The organism is Aurantimonas sp. A2-1-M11 (genome assembly GCF_036549475.1).
Classification (GTDB): Bacteria; Pseudomonadota; Alphaproteobacteria; order Rhizobiales; family Rhizobiaceae; genus Aurantimonas.
This window is the reverse complement of record NZ_JAZHLI010000015.1, coordinates 1-22644: the sequence shown is the minus strand read 5'-3', so window position 1 is coordinate 22644 and position 22644 is coordinate 1. Positions and strand designations below refer to the sequence as shown.

The 22644-nt window shown below is 67.0% G+C and carries 15 protein-coding genes; 7 read left to right on the top strand and 8 right to left on the bottom strand.

What is annotated here, in order from left to right:
* The first annotated feature begins 12 nt into the window (after positions 1-12).
* From VQ042_RS09120 to VQ042_RS09110, 3 genes are all read left to right on the top strand, one after another.
* Positions 13-912, top strand: coding sequence for a patatin-like phospholipase family protein (locus VQ042_RS09120; protein ID WP_331818392.1), 900 nt, complete (start codon positions 13-15; stop codon positions 910-912).
* A 23-nt stretch (positions 913-935) separates the two neighbouring features.
* Complete coding sequence (gene phbB, locus VQ042_RS09115) at positions 936-1661, top strand: acetoacetyl-CoA reductase (RefSeq protein ID WP_331818390.1); 726 nt, start codon at positions 936-938, stop codon at positions 1659-1661.
* A gap of 236 nt (positions 1662-1897) precedes the next feature.
* Positions 1898-2206, top strand: a complete 309-nt coding sequence (locus tag VQ042_RS09110) for a PepSY domain-containing protein (protein WP_331818388.1) — start codon at positions 1898-1900, stop codon at positions 2204-2206.
* 126 nt (positions 2207-2332) lie between these two features.
* On the opposite strand, the gene VQ042_RS09105 is transcribed toward VQ042_RS09110, so the two are convergent.
* From VQ042_RS09105 to VQ042_RS09075, 7 genes are all read right to left on the bottom strand, one after another.
* The gene (locus tag VQ042_RS09105) at positions 2333-4480 is read right to left on the bottom strand and encodes a DUF1217 domain-containing protein (protein WP_331818386.1); all 2148 of its coding nucleotides are present in this window, start codon (positions 4478-4480) and stop codon (positions 2333-2335) included.
* Between the two features lie 136 nt (positions 4481-4616).
* Positions 4617-5702, bottom strand: a complete 1086-nt coding sequence (locus VQ042_RS09100) for a Gfo/Idh/MocA family protein (RefSeq protein WP_331818384.1) — start codon at positions 5700-5702, stop codon at positions 4617-4619.
* On the bottom strand, positions 5699-6484 hold the full coding sequence (locus VQ042_RS09095) for a ThuA domain-containing protein (RefSeq protein ID WP_331818382.1): 786 nt from the start codon (positions 6482-6484) through the stop codon (positions 5699-5701). Before VQ042_RS09095 ends, VQ042_RS09100 begins: the two co-directional genes overlap by 4 nt.
* A gap of 40 nt (positions 6485-6524) precedes the next feature.
* Positions 6525-9233 carry a malto-oligosyltrehalose synthase gene (treY, locus tag VQ042_RS09090; RefSeq protein WP_331818380.1) on the bottom strand — a complete coding sequence of 903 codons (2709 nt, stop codon included), beginning with the start codon at positions 9231-9233 and terminating at the stop codon, positions 6525-6527.
* The gene (gene malQ, locus VQ042_RS09085) at positions 9233-11089 is read right to left on the bottom strand and encodes a 4-alpha-glucanotransferase (RefSeq protein ID WP_331818378.1); all 1857 of its coding nucleotides are present in this window, start codon (positions 11087-11089) and stop codon (positions 9233-9235) included. The genes treY and malQ overlap by 1 nt, the downstream gene beginning before the upstream one ends.
* Positions 11086-12963 (bottom strand): malto-oligosyltrehalose trehalohydrolase, encoded by a 1878-nt coding sequence (gene treZ, locus VQ042_RS09080; protein ID WP_331818376.1) that lies wholly within the window; start codon positions 12961-12963, stop codon positions 11086-11088. The genes malQ and treZ overlap by 4 nt, the downstream gene beginning before the upstream one ends.
* 255 nt (positions 12964-13218) lie before the next feature.
* Positions 13219-14319, bottom strand: a complete 1101-nt coding sequence (locus VQ042_RS09075; protein ID WP_331818374.1) for a zinc-binding metallopeptidase family protein — start codon at positions 14317-14319, stop codon at positions 13219-13221.
* Between the two features lie 224 nt (positions 14320-14543).
* Here VQ042_RS09075 and VQ042_RS09070 point away from each other — a divergent pair, with 224 nt between their 5' ends.
* Positions 14544-17945, top strand: coding sequence for a transglutaminase family protein (locus VQ042_RS09070; protein ID WP_331818372.1), 3402 nt, complete (start codon positions 14544-14546; stop codon positions 17943-17945).
* A gap of 56 nt (positions 17946-18001) precedes the next feature.
* Here VQ042_RS09070 and VQ042_RS09065 read toward each other — a convergent pair whose 3' ends face one another.
* Positions 18002-18790, bottom strand: coding sequence for an ion transporter (locus VQ042_RS09065; RefSeq protein ID WP_331818370.1), 789 nt, complete (start codon positions 18788-18790; stop codon positions 18002-18004).
* Between the two features lie 75 nt (positions 18791-18865).
* Between VQ042_RS09065 and VQ042_RS09060 the strand changes: the two genes are divergently transcribed.
* The 3 genes from VQ042_RS09060 (at position 18866) to VQ042_RS09050 (ending at position 22629) form a co-directional block, all read left to right on the top strand.
* A complete protein-coding gene (locus tag VQ042_RS09060) occupies positions 18866-21259 on the top strand; it encodes a circularly permuted type 2 ATP-grasp protein (RefSeq protein ID WP_331818368.1) in 2394 nt (797 codons plus the stop codon).
* Positions 21256-22158: a transglutaminase family protein gene (locus VQ042_RS09055; RefSeq protein WP_331818366.1), complete on the top strand. Its 903-nt coding sequence runs from the start codon at positions 21256-21258 to the stop codon at positions 22156-22158. The genes VQ042_RS09060 and VQ042_RS09055 overlap by 4 nt, the downstream gene beginning before the upstream one ends.
* A 90-nt stretch (positions 22159-22248) precedes the next feature.
* Positions 22249-22629 carry a hypothetical protein gene (locus tag VQ042_RS09050; RefSeq protein ID WP_331818364.1) on the top strand — a complete coding sequence of 127 codons (381 nt, stop codon included), beginning with the start codon at positions 22249-22251 and terminating at the stop codon, positions 22627-22629.
* The last annotated feature ends 15 nt before the right edge of the window (positions 22630-22644 follow it).

Below are 22644 nucleotides of genomic sequence, written 5' to 3'. Positions count from 1 at the left end.
CGGCTCGGCGGCATGACGGAGCTCAACTTCGAGCAGCTCGTCTTCTCGGGCGGCGGCACGCGCTGCTTCTGGCATGGCGGTTTCCTGAAGACGGTCCGCCGGCCGATGGCCCTGGAGCCGACGCGAATCGCCGGCGTGTCGGGAGGCGCGCTGGCGGCCAGCTGCTTCATCGCGGGGCGCGACGAGACCCTGCTGGAGACGATGGGCGCAACGTTCGATCGGCGAGAGGAGAACCTTTCCACCAGCTGGAACGAGGTGCAGTCGGACGGACTGACGCCGCATCAGCGCCTGTACCGGGAGATCGTCACCGAAACGCTGGACCGGCAGGCGATCGCGGCGATCGCGGACGGGCCGTCCTTCCAGGTTCTGCTTGCCCATCCACCGACCCGGCTGCTGCCGAAATGGTCGACCTTTCCGATGATGGCGGCCTACCTCCTCGATATCGCCGTCCGCTCGACGCCGAAAGTCGTGCTGCCCACCTCGCTTGGCGCCGACCAGTCGTTCGTCGACGCGCGCCAGGCGGCCCGTGACGGCACGCTGATCGACCTGATCTGCATCGCGGCGGTCATCCCGCCGGTCTTCAACGTCGAGGGGTGGAACGGCCGGCCGGTAATCGACGGCGGGATGACCTCCAAGGCACCGATGCCCGATCCGAACGAGGGGCGGACCCTGATCCTTCTGACCCGGCGGTTCCGCCACCTGCCGCAATCGGATACCTGCCTTTATGTCCAGCCGTCCGAGGCGGTGCCGGCCGACAAGATCGATTTCACGGACCGCGGCAAGATCGAGGAAACCTGGCGACAGGGCGCCAGCGACGGCAAGGCCTTCCTGCTTCGGCACAGGCTGGGAACCGACGCGCCGTCCGCCGCACATGACAAGACGCAGGGAACGCGCGACGCTCGCGCGCTCTAGGAGTTTCAAACCGGGAGGAAGACATGGGAAGAGTTGCGATCGTCACGGGGGGCACGCGGGGAATCGGCGCCGCCATCTCCGAGGCCCTTAAGGAAGCCGGCTACACGGTGGCCGCGACCTATGCGGGCAATGACGAGAAGGCGAACGCCTTCAAGGAGGCGACCGGCATCGCCGTCTACAAATGGGACGTGTCGTCCTACGAGGCCTGCGCCGAAGGCATCGCCAGGGTGGAGGCCGAGCACGGGCCGGTGGAGATCCTCGTGAACAATGCCGGCATCACCCGGGACGCGATGTTCCACAAGATGACGCCCGAGCAGTGGCAGGAGGTCATCGGCACCAATCTCAACGGCCTGTTCAACATGACGCGGCCGGTCTGGGAGGGCATGCGGTCCCGCAATTTCGGCCGTATCATCAACATCTCGTCGATCAACGGCCAGAAGGGCCAGGCCGGCCAGGCGAATTACTGCGCCGCCAAGGCGGGCGACATCGGCTTCTCCAAGGCGCTGGCCCAGGAAGGTGCCAAGAAGGGCATCACCGTCAACACGGTCTGCCCCGGCTACATCAACACGGAGATGATGGCGACGATCTCCGACGACGTGATGCAGAAGCACATCCTGCCGCAGATTCCGATCGGCCGCCTCGGCGAGGCAGGCGAAATCGCCCGCTGCGTGGTGTTCCTGGCGTCGGACGATGCCGGCTTCATCACCGGCTCCACGCTGTCTGCCAATGGCGGCCAGTACCTGCACTGACGGCTGCGGACCCCGTTGTGCCCGGGGGCGGCCGGCAGGGCCACCCCCGGGCGTCGGTCTGCACTGGGTCGCAGCGCCGATATTCTGCATCCACCTGACAATCAAGGAACTTAACAACCGGAAATCCTGTTTTCTGTCCGGACCAGCGCCGGAATTCTTTGCGGCTGCGTCGTGTCGGCAGGAAACGATCCGTGACCTTCAGGAAACCCCTTTACGCATTGGTGGCAATTGCGGCGATGACCGCCACCACCCCGGTGCTCTCGCAGAGCATCCAGATCGGCCCGGACGGCATTCGCGTCGTGCCGCAGGAACAGATGAGACGCGACGATCGTGAACGGCGCGACCATCGCGACGACCGCGGCGCGAACCGCCGCGAGGTGTCGGAACGCGACGCCGTGCGGATCGCCAAGCGCCAGGGGATGCGCCGCGTCGATCAGGTCAGCCGCAGCCGAGGCGCCTACCGCGTCGAAGGCGGGGATCGCCGCGACCGCCGGATGCGGGTCGAGATAGACCGCCGCAGCGGCGACGTGCTGTCGGTCCGCTGACAGGTCTCGCTCGCAGCGGTCGACGTTGCCCCAGGTGGCTCCGTTCAAACCACCTGCGGGAACCGAAACGATAAAGGCCCCGTCGCAGATGCGTCCGGGGCCTTTATCGTTGTGGAAGGCGCAAGGCTACAGAATGCCGCCCGAGCTTCCCAGGATAGCAAGCGCCGGAGATGTGGCCGTGCTGGTCGACTGTGCCTCCTGCAGGGCGAGATAGCGGACAATGAACCGTTCCAGCCCCTTGGGATCCTTCAGCGTCTCCAGATCCAGCTTCTTCGCGATGGTCCGCTCCTGCAGATCGAGATTGCTCTGGCTCGACTCGGCCGGAAGGCCGACCGCCGTCTGCACCACGGTCAGGAGCGCCGGGTCGGCGAGGATTTCGTAGATCGAGGTCAGGTCGGGGGCCATGCGGCGGAAATACAGTGACAGGCGGACGGATTCGTTGTCGGCGCCGGCTTCCTCCTCCATCGTCTGGCGCAGGTAGAAATCCTGCGTCGACAGGAAGTCGCTGGCACTCTGGATTTCCTCGACGCCACGCTCGATGCCGCCATCGGGGGTGAAGGCGTAGGCGGCCGAGAATTCGATCAGACGCCGGTCACCCGACTTGTTGACGAAGCTTTCCGGGTCCGACGGGTCGCTGGTCAGGATCGCGACGAGATCCTTCTGCGACAGGCGCTCGGCCTCCAGCCCATAGGCCTTGAGGGCGAAGTCGACGACCGTCTTGTTGGCGACGAAGTCGTCGACCGAGACGATCGATACCAGTGCCTTCTTGTAGGCCGTGGTGTCTTCCTTGGCGGCCTTGGTCTCGGCTGCGGTAGGCTTGTCGCCGAGGCGCTCGGCATAGCGGGTGGCCGTGTCGATCTGGTTCGCCTCGGTCTGGGCGATGCGCTGGGCCGCAAGATTGCCGCTCTCGCCGAAATTGAATGCCGCCGCCAGGTTCACATAGCGCTCGTCGCCCAGCGAATTGGCGTAGGACGAGGGATCGGACGGATCGCTGCGCAGCACCCGCATGATGCTGCTGCGGCTTTCCGTGGCCGGATCGAGGCCGAACGCCTTGAGGGCGTAATCGTAGAGCGCCGTGCTCGAGGCGAACTGGCGGACCGTCGAGACGCCGCTGACCGCGACGCGGAAAAGGCTGGTGGCGATCTTGTCGTTGCCGGCCGTGCTGGAGCGGTAATTGGCGAAATAGCCTTCCACCGTCGCCGTGCGCGCCGCCTCGCTCTGGGCAGCTTCACCCACGGCCAGGTTGCCCTGGGTATCGAAGTTCAGGCGTTCCGCAAGACGCTTGTAGTTCTCCTTGCGGGCGAGCGACGCCGGCGTGTCCTCCGGCATCTGGTTGAGGGCGCTATCCGGGTCCGACAGGTCGCTGGTGATCAGCGTCCAGGCATAGGACGGCATCTCGGAATCGCTCAGGCCGACCGAACTGAGCGCCATGGAGAACAGGCGCGGATCTTTGACGAATTCGTCGGCGGTGCGGACCTTGGCGATCTCGGATTCGTAGTAGCTGACCTGATAGGCCGCCGCCTGCTCGCTGGTGGCGAGGCCCTTCTCGTCGAAATAGTCGAAGACCGTGTTGTTGGCTTCGCTGACGCTCTGCAGGCCGCCGGCGGGCACGGAGCCATCCGGCTCGAAGCCCAGCATGGCGGCGAGATCGGCGTAGCGGTTGTCGCCGTTGGCAGCCGGGCCGTCGGCGGCGTTGCCGGTCAGGACATCGCGGATGAAGGATTTGGACGCGACCGAAGGGTCGATGCCGACGGAGGACAGGGCGACGTTGAACAGATGCGTGCTGTTGAGGAATTCGTCGACATTGCCGATCGCGCCAATGCCGTCCATGTAGCCCTTGGCCGCCACGGCATGCACCTGGCCGGCGCGGGTGCGGTATTCCGAATAGGCTTCGACGATCAGGTCGGTCTGCCCGACCGACTGGGCCACCAGAACGGGCGGCTCCTTGGTGCTGACGAAGCTGAAGGCCTTGGCGAAGGTGCGGTAGCGCTCGTCCGACAGCTTGTTGGCCAGGCTCTTGGTATCGCTGAGGTCACTCTCGAGCACCTTCTTGATGAGCGCTCGCGAGTCGATCTGCTCTTCCAGCCCGTAGGCCTTCATGGCGTAGGAATAGAGCCGGTAGTCGCCCATGAACTCTTCGATCGTCGAGACCGAATGGATGTTGGTGCGGTAATACTCCGCCTCGCGCTTGACCACCGGGTCGGCCGCGATGCGGTCGAGCGTACGGGTCATGTCGCGGGTGTAGAGCTGGTACGAGAGCGTATTCGACAGCATGCCGGCGTTTCCTGGCCGTGCGGACAGCACGTAACACGCGGCCGCGTCAGGCGGCCCACAAGAGACAGCATACGGGACAAATCCTTAACCGGGACTGGATAGCCGGGACGAAAGGCGACTCGCGTGCAAATCTCCGTCAGGCCACGGCGAGCGTCCGGCGTTCCGCATCCGACCGGATCGACAGGTCCAGGAGCTTCTGCACCTCGGCCGCGTGGCGAAAGTCCGGCTGTCCGTTGATGCCGGACAGGAGCGCCAGCACGAAGCGATCGGCATTGCGCGGCGTCGGCGGGCAGTCGAGCTGTTTCCAGGTCTGGGTCTCGATGTCCGGCCCGAGACAGGCGTGCAACGTCGAATCCGTCGTGTTGGACCAGATCTGCAGGGCGCCCTTGTCGCCATGGATGGTCAGGTCGAGATCGTTCTCCTTGCCGGTGGCCGAGCGGCTCATGTGGACGACGCCGAGCGCGCCATTGGCCAGTTCCACCGTCATCGCGCAGGAATCGTTGGCGTCGAGGCGATAGTCGCCGATCACCCCGCCCTCGGCCTTGTCGAAGGTCTTGAGCCGAGCGCCCAGCGCCACGATGTCGAGACCCGTGCCGAAGGTAACGAAGTCGAGGATGTGGATGCCGATGTCGCCGAGCACGCCACCGGAACCGTGGGCGGTCGACAGGCGCCACAACCAGCGCTCGTCGACGCGCCAGTCGCCCCAATGGCGGCCGGTCAGCCAGCTCTGCAGATAGCTCGCCTCCACATGCCGGATCTCCCCGATCTCGCCTGCCCCGACCATCCGGCGGGCCATCTGGATGGCATGGGCGTTGCGATAGGTCAGATTGACCATGTTGATCACGCCGGCCCCTTCGGCGGCGGCGACCATGTCGAAGGCGTCGGCGGCATTGACCGCCAGGGGCTTCTCGCAGAACACCGCCTTGCCTCGCGCCACGATCCGCAGCGTGGTCGACTTGTGGACCTGGTCGGGCGTCGCATTCACCACCGCGTCGAATCCGTCCCAGGCGAGCGCCGCGTCGAGAGCGTCGAAGGCGTGCGAGATGTCGTGCATGGTCGCGAAGGTCCGCGCCCGCTCGCCATTGGTATCGCAGGCCGCCACGATCAGGCAGCCGGGAATGGAGGCGAAATGTTCGGCATGGCGATGGGCGATGCTGCCGGTGCCGAGGATCATGATCCGCTTGGCGCCGTCCTGCGGGGGTGTCACCGCCCCGCCGGTCATTGGTAGCCGGCCTCGCCGTCCTTGTGCAGGGAGGGGCCGCGCTGCCGGATGGGTTCGGGTGCCGCGTCGACTGGCACGTTCGGCGCATTCGACACGTCCGCCCATGACGGCGCCGGATTCCACGCCCAGCGAACCGCGTTGCGCAGGACCGTCTGGACGGCCGGATCGTGGTAGATCGGGTAGGTCTCGTGGCCGGGGCTGAAATAGAAGATGTTGCCGGCCCCCCGCCGGTAGGTCAGCCCGGACCGGAACACCTCGCCGCCCTCGAACCAGGAGATGAACACCGTCTCCACCGGCTCGGGCACGAGGAAGGGCTCGCCATACATCTCGGCCTGGGGCAATTCGATCGCCGAACCGATTCCTTGCGTGATCGGATGGGAGCGGTTGACCGTCCACAGGCGCTCGCGCTCGCCGGCCTCGCGCCAGCGCAGCGAGCAGGGCGTGCCCATCAGGCGCTTGAAGATCTTCGAGAAATGCCCCGAATGCAGGACGATCAGGCCCATCCCCTGATGCACCCGTTCGGCGACACGCTCGACCGTTTCGTCGCGCACCTGCCGGTGCGCCTTGTGGCCCCACCACAGAAGGACGTCCGTCGCGTCGAGACGCGCCTGCGGCAGACCGTGCTCGGCCTCGTCCATGGTTGCGGTCGAGACCTCGAGATCGGGATCCTGCCGGAGCGCCGCGGCGATCGTCTGGTGGATTCCGTCCGGATAGATCGCGCGAACGTCCGGCTCCTCGCGCTCGTGGACGAACTCGTTCCATACGACGGTGCGGATCGCCATGACTGCCTCCGTTGCGCGCGGTGATGCCCGTGGTGGGCGGTCAGATGGCCTCAAGCAACGCGAAGGGAAGCTGCGCCAGCGCCGCCGGCAGCGGCAGGTCCGGCGCCAGCTCCAACTCCGCGCCGGTGATGGCGTCGCGATAGGAGCGGCCGGCAAGGCCTTCGGGCAGGCGAATGGCGGTGTCCTGCCAGCGCTCGGCTGGCACGTCGATCGCCTCGCGGCCGTCGAGGAGGGTCAGACACAGCCGCGGTGCGATGGCGATCGCGGCATGACCAGCGTCGTCGGTGCGGGCAAAGGCGACGACATGCGAGGCCATCGCGCCTTCCACGGCGAGCGGCACATAGGCGCCCGAGGTGAAGAGCGCCGGCACGCGCTGGCGCATCGCCAGTCCGCGCGCGACGATCATCGCCTTGATGCGGCCGCTGCGCCAGTCGGCCAGCGCCTCGCCTGCGTCGCAGGCGTCGGCCAAGGCTGCCGTCAGGGCTGCAAAATCGATCTTGCGCCGATTGTCGGGATCGACCAGGGAAAAATCATAGAACTCCGTGCCCTGGTAGATGTCGGGCACGCCCGGCGCTGCCATCTTGATGGTAGTCTGGGACAGCGAATTCAGCGCGCCGGCGGCCACGAAGGGCTGCGCCGCAGCCCAGAACCCGGCCAGGAAATCACCCGTCTTGCGGATGTCGAGGAGCGCCTGGACGAACTCCTGCACGCCGGCCTCGTAGGCTTCTGCCGGCGAGGTCCAACTGGTCCAGCGCTTGGCCTCGCGCACCGCCTTTTCGGCGTAAGCGGACAGGCGCTCGGCGATCCCGCCGCAGGCATCGGCGTCGGTGGGATCGAAATCCGTCGGCAGGACGCCGAGCAGCGACTGATAGAGACCCCATTCCGTCGCGGGCTCGGGCGATTCCATGTTGCCGCCGTCGATGGACCGGCGGAACGGCGACAGGCGCTCGGCAAACTCCCTGACCAGCGACTGCCAGTGCTCCGGCGCTTCCGAAAGCGTATAGAGCCGCGCGCGGGCGTCCTCGCCGCGCTTGGTGTCGTGGGTGGTGGTCGCCAGCAGGCCTTCCGGCTGGTCCTCGACGCGGATCTGCATGGCCTCGTGGAAGAGGCTCGTATCGGCGCCGTAGTGGTCCGGCTCGCCGCCCACCTCGTTGAGGGCGATCAGCCGGTTGTAGCGATAGAAGACCGTGTCCTCGACCGCCTTGGCCATGACCGCGCCCGTCGTCTGCTGCAGGCGGCGGGTGAAGTCGAGCGCGCCGGCGACCTCGGCGCCGTCATCGAAGTCGAGCTTCAGCAGGCGGCCGATGAACTGGATCGGCTCGTCCGCCTCGACCTCGCGGCCGGTCATGGCCAGATCCACGGCGTCGTCGATGATGGCGATGTCGCGGCGCGGCACGCCGTCGACCGAGACATAGGTGCGATAGACCGGCAGGGCCGTCGCGACCTCGACGATGGCCCGGGCCATGGTGTCGGCGCCCAGGTCGCGGGTGGCCAGGCCCCGGCCCGCCACCGACAGGGCGAGACCGGTGAGATAGGACAGTTCACCGGCGAGGTTGCGCTGGAAGATCGCCCGCTTCTGGCGGGTGATCATCGCCCGCAGGTCTTCCTCCTCGCCCAGGAAGCCGTGATAGGCGGCGGTCATCGGAGCCTCGCGCGCGGAATCGACATACAGGCCCGACAGCGCCGTGATGAACTCGTAGCCGGTCGTGCCGGCGATCTCCCAGGACGTGCGCAGGCGCTCGTCGCCGGTGAGGATCTTCTCGACATGGATCGAGGGCGAGCGCCGCACCGACTGGAACGCCTGGCGCAGATCTTCCAGATACCCCTTCGGATCGGCAAGGCCGTCGACATGGTCGATGCGGATGCCGTCCAGCCGGCGTTCGCGGGCCAGGCGCATGACCATCTGGTGGGATTCGCGGAACACCCGGCGCGATTCCTGGCGCACGCCGATGAGGTCGGCGATCTCGAAGAACCGCCGATAGGTCAGCTTCTCGCGCGCCGTCCGCCACCAGGCCAGGCGCCAGGCCTGCGCCTCGTGCAGATCGTGCAGCGCCGCCTGGTCGGCGCTGACCGTCGCCAGCGCCGTGTCCAGCGCGGCCCGGAAGGCCGGGTCGGCAAGATGCTCGTGAAACCGTTCGGTCATCTCGTCGGCTTCGGTCGGGGTGGACACCGCAAACCGGCGGACCAGTCGGTCCTTGTCCGGATGATCCATCAGGCCGAAGACCTGGCCGTAGGTCCGCGGATCGATCGGCAGGCCGTAGCCGGCGGCATCGAAGCGCAGGCTCGAGGTCGGCTCGTCGAACAGCACCGACAGGTCGCCGTCGGCCAGCGCCTCGCCATAGGGCTTGGCCAGCACCGGAACGAGAATCTTCTCGGCTTCCCAGGATATGTCGAACGTTCCGGCATAGCGGCTCTCGCGGCCCCAGCGCAGCACGTCCTCCCACCAGTGATTGGTCGGCGAGACGCCCATGTGGTTGGGCACGAAGTCGAGGATCAGGCCGAGATCGGCCTTGACCAGCGCATCGCTCATCTCGGTGAAGCCGGCGACCCCGCCCAGGTCCTCCTCGAAGGAATTGTAGTCGGTGACGTCGTAGCCGTGGGTCGAGCCGGGCGAAGCGGCGAAGATCGGCGAGGCGTAGAGATGGCTCGCACCCAGCCGGCCGACATAGGCGGCGAGATCGGCGGCGACGGCAAAGTCGGTGCCTTCGCGAAACTGCAGGCGATAGGTGGCGACGAGTTGGCGACTCATTATGCGTTCGGCCTTTCTTCGCGCATGGCTTCAGCCATGGCCCGGAAGCGTTCGTGATCGGCCAGCGTCTCGAGCCGGACGTCCGAACGGATCCGCCAATTGGGATATTGATCGGTGGTGCCGGGCAAATTCGGCTGGCGCTCCTGCCCCACCATGTCCTCGAGCTGAACGGTCAGCAGCAGCGAGGGTGCGCGCGCGACGTAGCGATGCACGGCGACGGCGATCGCCGCCGGCAGAGTCTCGGGCAGATCGGCCGCGCCGGCGCGTGCAAATCGCGCCATCTCGGCCGGCAGGAGCCACGCCTCTGCAAGCGCCGCCAGCAGCGCGATGCGGTCGTGGCGGCGCGCGGCGAGATCGCGCTCCGTGGCTGCCACGTCCTGGGTGCCCGCTTCCGAGCGCAGCTTCACGTCGGCGCCCGTCCACCACCCGGCGAGCGTCGCCAGATCGTGGGTGGAGACGCAGGCCAGGGCCAGTTCCGGATAGGCGGTCGGCGCCAGGAAGCGATCGTCCTGACGCTCGAAATACAGCACGCGATAGGAGAGGATGTTGGCCGCCTCCATCGTGTCACGGAAGCCTTCCGGCACCGTACCCAGATCCTCGCCGATGACGAGGCACTGATTGGCTTGCGAGGCCTCGGCCACCGCGTCCACCATCGCGCCCAGCGGATAGCGCACATAGCCGCCGCCCGACGAACCGGTGTCCTGCGGAATCCACCACAGCCGCGCCAGCCCCATGGCGTGGTCGATCCGCACCGCGCCGGCATGGCGGGTCAGCGCCTCGAAGGAGGCCCGCAACGGACGGTAGTCGCGCTCGCCCAGCACCTTGGGAGACAACGGGGCAAGGCCCCAGTCCTGGCCCTGGCTGTTGAACATGTCCGGCGGCGAGCCGACACGGGCGGCGTTGACGTTCAGCGACGGGTCGCTCCAGGTTTCAGCTCCGTCGGGGGCCACGCCCACGGCGAGGTCGAGATAGAGGCCGATCGCCATGCCGGCCGACTTGGCCGTATCCTGGGCGGCGGCAAGCTGTTCCTCGGCGGTGAACTGCAGCCAGGCATGGAAGAGCAGCCGGTCGGCATGGGCCGAGGCGAATTCGGCCACCGCCGGGCTCTGCCGGTCCTGCAATTCCTGCGGCCAGTTGTGCCAACCGGCATGACCGCCTTTCGACACCTGCCGTTCCGAGATCGCCTCGAACAGGGTGAACCCGGCCAGCGCCTCGCCGCCCGCCTCGCGGAAGCGCTCGAAGGTCTGCGAAGACTGGATCTCGGCACGCCGGGCGGCAAAGACGCGGTCCAGCGCCAGACGCTTCAGCCGTCCCACTGCCGGATAGTCGACGAGGTCGCCGTCGAGGCTCTTGAACAGCTCCGGCTGCTCCCGGCGAAGCGCGTCCAGGGCGGCCTCGCCACCATCCAGCCGGTCGACGGCGATGTAGAGCGGATTCAGGAAGCTCCGGGTGGACGGAGAATAGGGGCTGAAGCGGCCGGGGTCGGCAAGGAACAGGGCATGCAGCGGATTGACCCCGACGAAGGTCGCGCCTTTGCGGGCGGCGATGACTGCCAGATCGGCCAGATCGGCGAAATCGCCGAGACCCAGATTGCGTGCCGAGCGCAGCCCGTAGAGCTGGCACGCGACACCCCATTTGCGCTTGCCGTGCAGCGATTCCGGCATCGCGCACTGGAGTTCGGGCGTGTGATGCGCCGCGGCGAAGCGGCCGGTCTCGCCGCCCTCCGGATCGACGCCGAGCGCCGACAGGAGGCTGCGCACCGCCGCATCCGAGATGCGCACCGGCTCGCCCATCTCGGAGGTGTATTCGACCTGGATACCGTGGCTTTCCGCCAGTTCCTGCAAAGTGCCGCTCAAGATACCGGCCCCGCGATCAGGCTTTGCTGTTCCAGGCGGAACACCACCGAAGAGCCCGGCAGGATGCCGCTATTCAGCTCCTCCTCGACACCCTTCGGATAGGCGTGCACCAGCGCTCCGCCGGTCAGGTCCTGCTTCACGACCGTGCCGGGGATCGGCCAGGGTTCGTCGTCCAGATTGGCGAAGAGATGCAGCACGGCGCCGTCCTTCAGTACCCAGGCGACGACGAAGGCTTTCGTGTCGTCGGCGGTGAAATAGCTGCCGCCATTGCCGGGAATGCCCTTCAGCAGCGGGACGATCGCCGCCTGCCGCTTGGCCAGCAATTGCCGCGTCAGCTCCAGGCGCCGGCGGTAGGTCGGCCGCTGGGACATCGTCCAGTCGAGCCGGGAATTGTCGAAGGTGCCCTCCTCGTTCGGATCGGGGATCAGCTTGCGGGCGTCCTCGTCCCGGAATGCACTGAACTTAGCGAACTCGTCGCGCCGTCCCTCGCGGACGGCCGCACCCAGCTCGCCGTCGAAATCGGTGAAGAAGCTGAAGGGATGGGTGTCGCCGAACTCCTCCCCCATGAACATCAGCGGAATTTGCGGCGACAGGAGCAGGATGGCCTGCAGGCACTCGACGGCGCGGCGCGAACCGAGATCCGTCAGCCGGTCGCCGAAGGCGCGGTTGCCGATCTGGTCGTGGTTCTGGATGAAGTTGACGAAAGCCGTCGGCGGCAGATGCGCGGAACTTTCACCCACATTGCGGCCGCGGTGCTCGGAATGCTCGCCTTGGAACACGAAGCCGGTGGCCAGGCACTTGGCCATCTGCTCGACGCTGTGGCCGACATAGTCGGTGTAGTAGTTGTCATATTCGTGCGTCGCGATGACATGGGCGCAATGGTGGAAATCGTCGTTCCACTCGCCAGACACCAGCTTGGGCTGCCCGGTCTCGCCGCGCTCGACATGCCAGGTGATATTGCGATCGTCCTCGGTGGTCAGGTGCACATGCCGGTTCGGGAATGCGGCACGCACCCGTTCCGCCAGTTCCCTGACCAGCGGCGTGTCCGTGGTGTCCTTGATCGAGTCGATCGCATCCAGGCGCAAGCCGTCGATGCGATATTCCTCGAGCCAGAACAGCGCGTTGTCGATCATGAACTCGCGCACGGGCTGCTCGTCATAGGCAATCGCGGCCCCCCATGGCGTGTGGATTTCCTCGTGGAAGAACTCCGGCGCATAGGAGCCGATGTAGTTCCCCTCGGGGCCGAAATGGTTGTAGACCACGTCGAGAAAGACCATCAGGCCGCGCTCATGGGCCGCGTCGACCAGCCGCTTCAGGCCCTCGACCCCGCCATAGGCCTCGTGCGGGCAGTAGAGCAGCACGCCGTCATAGCCCCAGCCGCGACGACCACCGAACTGGGCGACCGGCATGAGCTCGATCGCGGTGATCCCGAGGTCGCGCAGATAATCGAGCTTTTCGATCATCGCATCGAAAGTGCCATTCTGGGTAAAGGTCCCGGCGTGCAGCTCGTAGAAGACCACCTCTTCCCATGGCCGGCCCGTCCAGTCCGCGGTCTTCCAGGCATAGGATTTCGGGTCGACCAGCTGCGACAGACCATGGACATCGCCCATCTGGGCGCGCGCGGCCGGGTCCGGCACGACCATGCCGTCATCCACGCGGAAGCCGTAGCCTCCGCCGACCGCCACCTGGTCGGTCGCAATCCGCCACCAGCCTTCGGCGTCCTTGTCCATCGGCAGGAAGTCGCAATCCTTGTCCGGCCGGCCGATTGCGAGCTCAGCGCGCCCGGCGCCCGGCGCCCAGAGCCGGAAGACAGTCTCGCCGTCCACACGCTCGGTGCCCCAGGACGTCCTGAAGGAGAATCTGTCGACTGCCATGTGCCTGTCCTGTCATTCGTGTGGGCCGGACACCGTCCGGCATCGCCGCTGATGCGCGGCGTCGCATGTCTGCCCGCAAGATCGTGTTGCCAAGCGCAAGCGCCGGCACGCAGCGTCCGTCGCGGCCAGGCCGCGACCCCCAGCGGGGCCTTCGGCAACCTAACTAATGCGGCTGGCGACCCTGCCACCCCGCATGGTGGTCAACTGCGGAAATTTCGTCGTCGCGTCATCACTTGAGCCACGGCGCGACTGCATTCAGCGGGCGCCCTGGCCGCCCTGTGCCTGCGTGGGGGCGCCCACCCGTCCATGGACGAGGTCGTGGATGAAGCCGAGCTTGCCGATCACCGTTTCGGACAGGACAAAGGGATAGAGGTCCTGATGGCCCATCGAACGGTTGAAGGAGTTCAGTGCCGCCGACAGCGCCAGCCAGGCCGTGGAGATCTCCTGGGTCGTCACGCCCTCGGAGAAGACGTCGAAATCGATGCGGGTGGTCAAAAGCCCGCTTTCCTCGACCCGCGGATTGACGATGACGCCCCAGTTGTGACCGGTCTCCAGTGTGTCGACGATGTGGAAATAATGCGCCCAGGTCTCGGCGAAATCCTCCCAGGCATGGGCGCCCGCATAGGACGAGACAAACTCGTCCTGCCAGTTCGGCTTCGGGCCGTTGGCGTAATGCGTCTGCAGCGCCTCGCCGTAATCGACCGTGTCGTCGCCGAAGATCGCCCGGCAGGCCTCGAGGGCACCGCCGTCCCGCACAAGGCGGTCCCAGTACCAATGTCCGACCTCATGGCGGAAATGCCCGAGCAGCGTACGGTAAGGTTCGCCCATCGATGTGCGGCGTTTCTCGCGCTCGGCATCATGTGCCTCGACGAGGGCGATCGTGATCAACCCGTCGTCATGTCCCGTCATCACCGATTCGCTCGCACCGGGATCGTTCGACAGGAAATCGAAGCCCAGCCCCTCGGGCTCCTCGTCGCGGGTCACCAGCGGCAGGTTAAGGCGCATCGCCGTGTAGATCATGCGGTGCTTGGCGATCTCCATGTTGCGCCACAAAGCGACATTCTCGGCGTCGGCGAGATCGGGGACCGTGACATTGTGGCGGCAGGCGGCGCAGAGCGTGTCGGGATTGTCGCCCGCGATCAGCCAGTTGCAGACGCCGTATTCCCGGTTCTGGCAGTACTTCCAGCGGCCTGCGTCGCTGTAGGCGCCGACCGACTTCCAGATCCCGTCGTCCTGCTCCAGTGCCAGGATGTGGTTCGCGCGTGGCTCGTAGCCAAGCCCATGGTGACACCGCTCACAGACGGTGTTCTCGAAAAACACGGTGTGCGAACAGGACGGGCAGGAAAACAGTTTCATCGTCGATACCTTTGCGGCGCCTGTCGCGGTGCGAGCAGCCAGAGCGCATCAATGCGTGCGACCGGGGCAAGTTCCGGCCTACGGCGACCGGAACGAAATAATTTCCGACCGGTTTGCCCCGTAGGACAGACGAACGCTTGCCGGATAACTTCCCGGCCTTATGGTCAGATGACCGCCTGCCAGCATTCGCCCGCCGAGTTTGCATTCGCCGCACGAAAGTTCCGATGTCGATCCTAGCAGCCCTGCACCACGTCACCCATTACCGTTATGACCGCCCGGTCCGGCTCGGACCGCAGGTAATCCGTCTGCGACCGGCACCGCATTCGCGCACGAAGGTGCCGTCCTATTCGCTCAAGATCCTGCCGGAAAACCACTTCATCAACTGGCAGCAGGACCCCTTCGGCAACTACCTGGCGCGTCTCGTGTTCCCCGAGGAAGCGACCGAGTTCCGCATCGAGGTCGACCTTCTGGCCGACATGACGGTCTACAATCCGTTCGACTTCTTCGTCGAGGAGGCCGCCGAGGCCTGGCCGTTCCAGTATGAGGAACCGCTCCGCACCGATCTGGCTGCTTATCTCGACGCCGAGCCTGCGGGCCCTCTCCTCACGCGCTATCTTGCGGAACTCGACCGCAGCGAAACCCATACGGTAGACTTCCTCGTCGGGCTCAACCGCACGCTGCAGCAGCAGATCGCCTATCTCGTGCGGATGGAGCCGGGTGTGCAGACGCCCGACGAGTCGCTGGAGAAATGCTCTGGCTCCTGCCGCGACACCTCTTGGCTGCTGGTCCAGATCCTGCGGCACCTGGGCTTTGCCGCCCGCTTCGTCTCCGGCTATCTGATCCAGCTCAAGCCCGATGTGGTCGCGCTCGACGGCCCGACCGGCACGGATGTCGACTTCACCGACCTGCATGCCTGGGCCGAGGTGTATCTCCCCGGCGCCGGCTGGATCGGTCTCGACCCGACCTCGGGCCTGATGACCGGCGAAAGTCATGTGCCGCTGGCCGCCACGCCGCATTACCGCTCCGCTGCACCCATCACCGGCGCCGTCAGCTTTGCCGAGGTCGAGTTCGACTTCGAGATGACCGTCGACCGGATCTCGGAGCGGCCGCGGGTGTCCTATCCGTTCTCGGAGGAGAGCTGGCAGGCGCTGGACCAGCTCGGCGAGGCGGTGGACCGCGAACTGGTCGCCAACGACGTGCGCCTGACCATGGGCGGCGAGCCGACCTTCGTCTCCATCGACGAGTTCGAGTCGCCGGAATGGAATGCCGATGCCACCGGGCCGATGAAGCGCGGCCTGGCCGACGACCTGATCCGTCGGCTGCGCGACCGCTTCGCCCCCGGCGGCTTCCTCCATTACGGCCAGGGCAAATGGTATCCGGGCGAAACCCTGCCGCGCTGGACCTTCTCGCTGTACTGGCGCAAGGACGGCGTACCGGTCTGGACGAATGCCGAGCTGGTGGCGCGCGAAACCGAGGCCCGGCCGGTGGGGCCGGAAGAAGCCGAGCGCCTGTCGCGCAAGGTCGCCGAGGCCATCGGCGTGTCGCCCGATTATGCGGCGCCGGCCTATGAGGATGCCGCCTACTGGCTCGCCCGCGAGGCGCAGCTGCCCGAAAATGTCGAGCCCACCGATTCCAAGCTGGAAGACCCCGAGGAACGGGCTCGCCTGGCCACGGTCTTCTCGCGCGGCCTGTCGAAGCCGACCGGATACGTCCTGCCTGTGCAGGCCTGGCAAGGACGCGGCGAGCGCGCCCTGCGCTGGCAGTCGGAGCGCTGGACGACGCGGCGCGGGCATCTGTTCCTCGCACCCGGCGACAGCGCGCTGGGCTACCGGCTGCCGCTCGGCGCGATCCCGCATCTGGAATCGAAGGACTATCCCTACATCCACCCGGCCGACCCGATGCAGCCCTTCCCGCCGCTGCCGCCGCAGAACCGCGCCCAGTACGGCCGCGTCGAGATGCAGAGCCAGCGTGACGATGCAGCCGAGCAGGTGATGACCGGCCCGGCGGGCGACATGCGCCAGTCCATGGGCGATGGCGGCATGACGGCCCGTGCCGGCACCGCTGCGCCGGCCGAGCCCGCCGAACCCAGCCCCAACACCATCCTCGGGGCCGTGCGGACGGCGCTGGCGATCGAGCCGCGGGACGGCAAGCTCTGCGTGTTCATGCCGCCGCTGGAGTCCGCCGAGGCCTATCTCGACCTTCTCGGCGCCGTCGAGGAGGTCGCGGAAGCCGAGAACCTGCCGATCCAGATCGAGGGCTACGCCCCGCCGGCCGATCCGCGCCTCAACGTCATCCGCGTGGCGCCGGACCCCGGCGTCATCGAAGTCAATGTCCACCCGTCCTCGTCCTGGCGCGAGAGCGTCGACATCACCACGACGGTCTACGAGGAGGCGCGCCAGTCGCGCCTGGGCACCGACAAGTTCATGATCGACGGCAAGCATGCCGGGACCGGTGGCGGCAACCACGTCGTCGTTGGCGGGGCCACGCCGCTGGATTCGCCGTTCCTGCGCCGGCCAGACCTTCTGAAATCACTGGTCCTCTACTGGCAGCGTCATCCGTCGCTGTCTTACCTGTTCTCGGGCCTGTTCATCGGGCCGACGAGCCAGGCACCGCGCATCGACGAGGCGCGCCACGATCAGCTGTACGAACTTGAGATCGCCATGGCGCAGATCCCGGAGGATTCGTCCACCGTGGCGCCCTGGATGACCGACCGGCTGTTCCGCAACCTTCTGATCGACGTGACCGGCAACACCCACCGGGCCGAAATCTGCATCGACAAGCTGTTTTCGCCCGACGGCCCGACCGGCCGGCTCGGCCTCGTCGAGTTCCGCGGCTTCGAGATGCCGCCGGACGCGCGCATGAGCCTTGCGCAGCAGCTGCTGATCCGGGCGCTGATCGCCAAGTTCTGGAAGACGCCGGAGACCGGTCGCTTCGTGCGCTGGGGAACCACACTGCACGACCGCTTCATGCTGCCGGAATTCGTCTGGCAGGATTTCCGCGACGTCCTCGCCGATCTCGGCGCCGCCGGTTATCCCATGCGCGCCGAGTGGTTCGAGGCGCAGGCCGAGTTCCGGTTCCCGTTCTGCGGCCGGATCGAGCGCAGCGGCGTGTCGCTGGAACTGCGTCAGGCGCTGGAGCCCTGGCACGTGATGGGCGAGACCGGGGCCATCGGCGGCACCGTGCGCTTCGTCGATTCCTCGGTCGAGCGCCTGCAGGTCAAGATGAGCGGCTTCGATCCTGCCCGCCACATGGTCACCTGCAACGGCCGCGAAGTGCCGATGACGCCGACCGGCACGGGCAAGGACGCGGTGGCGGGCGTGCGCTTCAAGGCGTGGCAGCCGGCCTCGGGCCTGCACCCCACACTGCCGGTCGACGCGCCGCTGACCTTCGACATCTACGATCGCTGGTCGAAGCGGTCGCTGGGCGGCTGCGTCTACCATGTCGCCCATCCGGGCGGCCGGAACTACGACACCTTCCCGGTCAATTCCTACGAGGCGGAGGCACGTCGCCTCGCCCGCTTCCAGAATACCGGTCATACGCCTGGCGAGTACCAGCCGATCGGCGAACGGCCGAACGCGACCTTCCCGGCCACGCTGGACCTGCGGCGACCGCCAGGGATCGCGTAAAGCACTCCCCATTCCCGGCAGGCCGTTCCAATACGGAGCGGGCCTGCCGGGAATGATCAGGGGAGCTTGGCCTTCATCTCGGCGATCTCGCGGCGCAAGGCGCGCAGTTCCGACAGGACCTGCTTGTTCTCGTCGTGGATTTGTTCCTGGTCCGCCTCGGAGATCGCCTGATGCTCCTCCTGCATCGCCGAGACGATGACGCCGATGAACAGGTTCAGGACGGCGTAGGTCGTCGACAGGATGAACGGCACGAAGAACAGCCAGGCCTGGGGATGGGCTTCCATGACCGGGCGCACGATGCCCATCGACCAGCTCTCCAGCGTCATCACCTGGAACAGGGTGTAGACCGATGCCCCGATGGAGCCGAACCATTCGGGGAAGGTCTCGCCATACAGCTTCGTCGCCATCACCGCGAAGACGTAGAAGACCAGGAGCAGCAGGACCACGATCGAGCCCATGCCGGGCAGGGCCGCGATCAGTCCGCCGATCACCCGCCTTAGCGACGGCACCACCGAGATCAGGCGCAGAACCCTGAGGATGCGCAGGGCGCGCAGCACCGTCAGCGGCCCGGTTGCTGGCAGCAGCGCAATCGCCACGATGGCGAAGTCGAAGAGGCTCCACGGATCGCGGAAGAAGCGCCATCCGAAGGCGGTGATCCGCAGGGCGATCTCGATCACGAAAAGGACGACGATGGCCTTGTCGAGGGCCAGAAGCAGTGGCCCGATCGCGGCCATCACGCTGGGTACGGTCTCGAGCCCCAGCGTGATGGCGTTGATGATGATGACCGTGACGATGAAGTATTCCCAGCGACGCGAGCGCAGCAGGCTGGCGAGGTGTCCGCGCATGGTGTCCAATCTCTTGCTATGTCCAGAGAGCGAATGCCGCTATAGCGCATCTGGTGAGGAGTTCTACGGAATAGCATGCAGCCAAGTGAACCCGCGTCCGTTCTGGCCCGCTATGCCACCCTCGTCGGCACGGGCCATGACGAGATGCTGGCGCAGGACGGCTCCGTGCGACCGCACTACCGACCGCTGGTCGAGGCCCTCGAGACGATGCCGGACGGCGAGCGCGAGGCGCGTTTCCGCAGCGCCCGGCAGTATCTCAGCGAGGCCGGCGTCTTTCACCGGGTCTATGGCGACGCCAGCGAGGCGGAGCGCGACTGGCCGCTGTCGCAGCCGCCGCTCGTGCTCGACCCCGCCGAATGGCAGAGTCTGTCCGAGGGCCTGGTGGAGAGGGCCGACTTCCTCGAACGGCTGCTCGCCGATCTCTATGGCGAGCGCCGGCTGATCGCCGATGGCACGCTGCCGGGCCCGATCCTCGGCCAGAATCCGGAATTCCTGCGCCCCGTCGCCGATCAGGGCCTCGCCGGCGAACCGCTGATCCGGTTCATCGCGATGGATCTCGGCCGCGGGCCGGACGGGCGCTGGTGGGTGCTGGGCGACCGCACCCAGGCGCCGTCCGGGGCCGGCTTCGCGCTGGAAAACCGCGTCGCCACCGCCAAGGCGTTTCCCGAGCTAAACCGCGACATGAATGTCGAGCGCCTCGCCGGCTTCTTCCAGCGCTTCCGCGACAGCCTCTACCGGCTTGCCGGCCCCGACGCCTCGCGCATCGGCCTGCTGACGCCGGGCCCGCACAACGATACCTATTACGAACAGGCCTATCTCGCCCGCTATCTGGGTCTTCTGCTGCTGGAAGGCGGCGATCTCGTCGTGCATGGCGACCGGGTCGACGTGCGCACGGTCGACGGGACGCGCGCCATTCGCGTGCTCTGGCGCCGGCTCGACGCCGATTTCTGCGACCCGCTGGAGCTCTTCGCCGGTTCGCGGATCGGCACGCCGGGCCTGCTTCGCGCGGTCCGCGCCGGAACCGTCGCGATGGTCAATGCGCCAGGCTCGGGCATCCTGGAAAGCCGGGCCCTGATGGCCTTTCAGGAGCCGCTGGCCGAGGCGCTGATCGGCCGCCATCTGTCGCTGCCGACCGTGGCGACCTGGTGGTGCGGGCAGGAAGCGGAACGCGCCCATGTCGCGGCCCGTCGCGATCGCCTGCAACTGGCCGAGGCGTTTCCTCCGGCCTCCTCGGTCCATGACGGCCCGCCCGTCTTCGATTTCGACAGGACCGAGCCCGGGATGCTGGCGGAGGGCGCGCGGCTGGTCGGCCAGGAGATCGCCAGGCTCTCCACCGCACCGGCCTTCGTCGATGGTGTGCTGGAACCGCGGCCGGTGACGCTGCGCGTCTTCCTGGCGCGGGACGAGAATGGCTGGCACGTCATGCCCGGCGGCTTCGCCCGTGTCGCCGATTCCCGCGACGCCCGGGTCGTGTCGATGCAGCAGGGCGGCCGCTCGACCGACGTCTGGATTCCGTCGGAGACACCCGCGAGCCAGGTCACGCTGCTCGGATCGCCGGACCGGTTCCTGCGGCGGCTGCCGGGGGCGCTGCCGGCACGGGCCGCTGACAATCTCTACTGGCTCGGCCGCTATGCCGAGCGCTGCGAAGTCGCCACGCGTCTCCTGCGCATTTATGCGGCGCGTGCCGGCGAAGGCCAGCGTCTGCAGGAGGTGGAGACGAGCGTGGCCACGCTCCTGTCCGGCCTCGGCGTGTCGGTGGCGCCCGGCCAGTCGGCGAAGGGCCTCCTGGCGCTCGCCCGCCAGGCTGCCGATACCGCCTCGCGCATCCGCGACCGGTTCTCGCCGGATGGCTGGCGCAGCCTGAACGAGATCGTCGAGCTGATCGAACGGGCGATCGCCGAAAAGGACCGGGACGTCGTCGCGCTCGCCAGCCAGATTCTCACGCGCCTGTCCGGCTTCACCGGCCTCGTGCGCGAGAACATGTACCAGTTCACCGGCTGGCGGTTCATGCAGTGCGGCCGGCGCATCGAGCGCGGCCAGATGTCGGCGCTGATCGCCGCGACGCTGATGCGGGACGCGCCTCCCGAGGGCGCCCTCGAAGCGCTGCTCGAATTCACCGACAGCCTCGTCACCTATCGCCGCCGCTATTCGGTGGACCTGTCGCAGGAGACGGTGGTCGACCTCACTGTGCTAGATCCGCTCAATCCGCGCTCCCTCGCCTTCCAGGTGAACGATCTGGAATCCCGGCTGGTGGAACTGCCGGGCGTCCGGTCGGGCGAGACGCCGGACATGCTGTTCCGCCGCGTGGCCCGCCTCAGGGTGCGGCTGGAGACCGCCGACGCGGTGGAGGTGGACACCGCGTTCCTGCAGCGCGTCGCCGGCGATCTGGGCCTGTTGTCCGATCTTATGGGCCAGCGCTATCTGATGGCCGGCCCCGCTGCATCGGCCGGCGGAGGCGATCCGGAATGATCTACGACATCCGCCTGACGATCGCCTGCAACTATCCCGCGGCGGTCGCCGATGCCCGCCATCTCCTGTGCGTGCGGCCGCGCGGCGATTGCGGGCAGCATGTTCTTTCGTCGCATGTCGATGTGTCCCCGCATCCCGACGAGCAGCACGGCGAGCGCGACTTCTTCGGCAATTTCGTCGAGGACGTGACCGTGCGCCGTCCCCACCGCGATCTCGACGTCGAGATGCGGGCCCGCGTGCGGGTCGACCGGGCCCCGGCGGATCTCGTGGCGACGCCCACCCTGGTGGAGATCGCCGATGCCGCGATCACGTGGCGGGAGGCGCACGGGCTGTCGCCGATCCATTTTCTCGGCCGCAGCCGGCGGATCGTTCCGGTCCCGGCCGTGACCACCTATGCGGAAGAGCCTCTGTCGGCTGTCCCCGAGGCCGGGACCGCCGTGCTCGACCTCGCCCGGCGGATCCATGCCGACTTCGCCTACGAGCCGGGCGCGACCGACGTGCGCACCGGCGTCGCCGAGGCGTTCGCGCGGCGCCGCGGCGTGTGCCAGGATTTTGCCCATGTGATGGTGGCCGGCCTGCGCGGCGTCGGCATCCCGGCGGCCTATGTCAGCGGCTTCCTGCGCACCGACCCGCCGCCCGGGAAGCCACGCCTCGAAGGTGCCGATTCCATGCATGCCTGGGCCGCCGCATGGCTCGGCCCCGAAGTGGGGTGGATCGGCTTCGACCCGACCAACGGGGTCGTCGCCGGCCGCGATCACATTATCGTGGCCATGGGACGCGACTACGCCGACGTGGCACCGGTCGCCGGCGTGGTTGTCACGGCCGGCCACCAGAGGACATCGCACGCCGTCGACGTCGTGCCGCTGGACGATGATACTGGATCTGCTGGCAGCGCCTGACGGGGAAGCGGGACAATCCGTTGCGATCGTAACGAAGCGTCGATATTTCCGCGATAGTATCCTTACGTCAATCTCGATCATCGCGGGCCCATGCAGATCCACACACCTACGATGCTTCTTGTTTTGAGCGGGCTCTGCCTGGGCGCCAGCCTTTGCCATCTCCTGGAATGGCGCAACCTGCGTGAAGTTGCCCTGCTGCGCTGGAGCGCCGGCATGGCCCTGATCGGACTGGCAGCCGCCACCGCACCGCTGCGTCTCCTCGGCCTCGACGTCCTGGCGATCGGCGGGGCCAATGCGTTGCTGCTGACGGGCTATGCGCTGATGTATGTCGGCTTTGCCCGGTTCTGCCACGTCAAGGCCGGACCCTGGTGGTACCAGGGCAATCGCATTTCAGAACAGGCTGAGCAGGCGAGAGAGGAATGCATTGTCCCAGCCTGCCCTTTGGAATTTCCCCTTCAAGGATTCCTTTGAGCCGTCCTTCTGCAT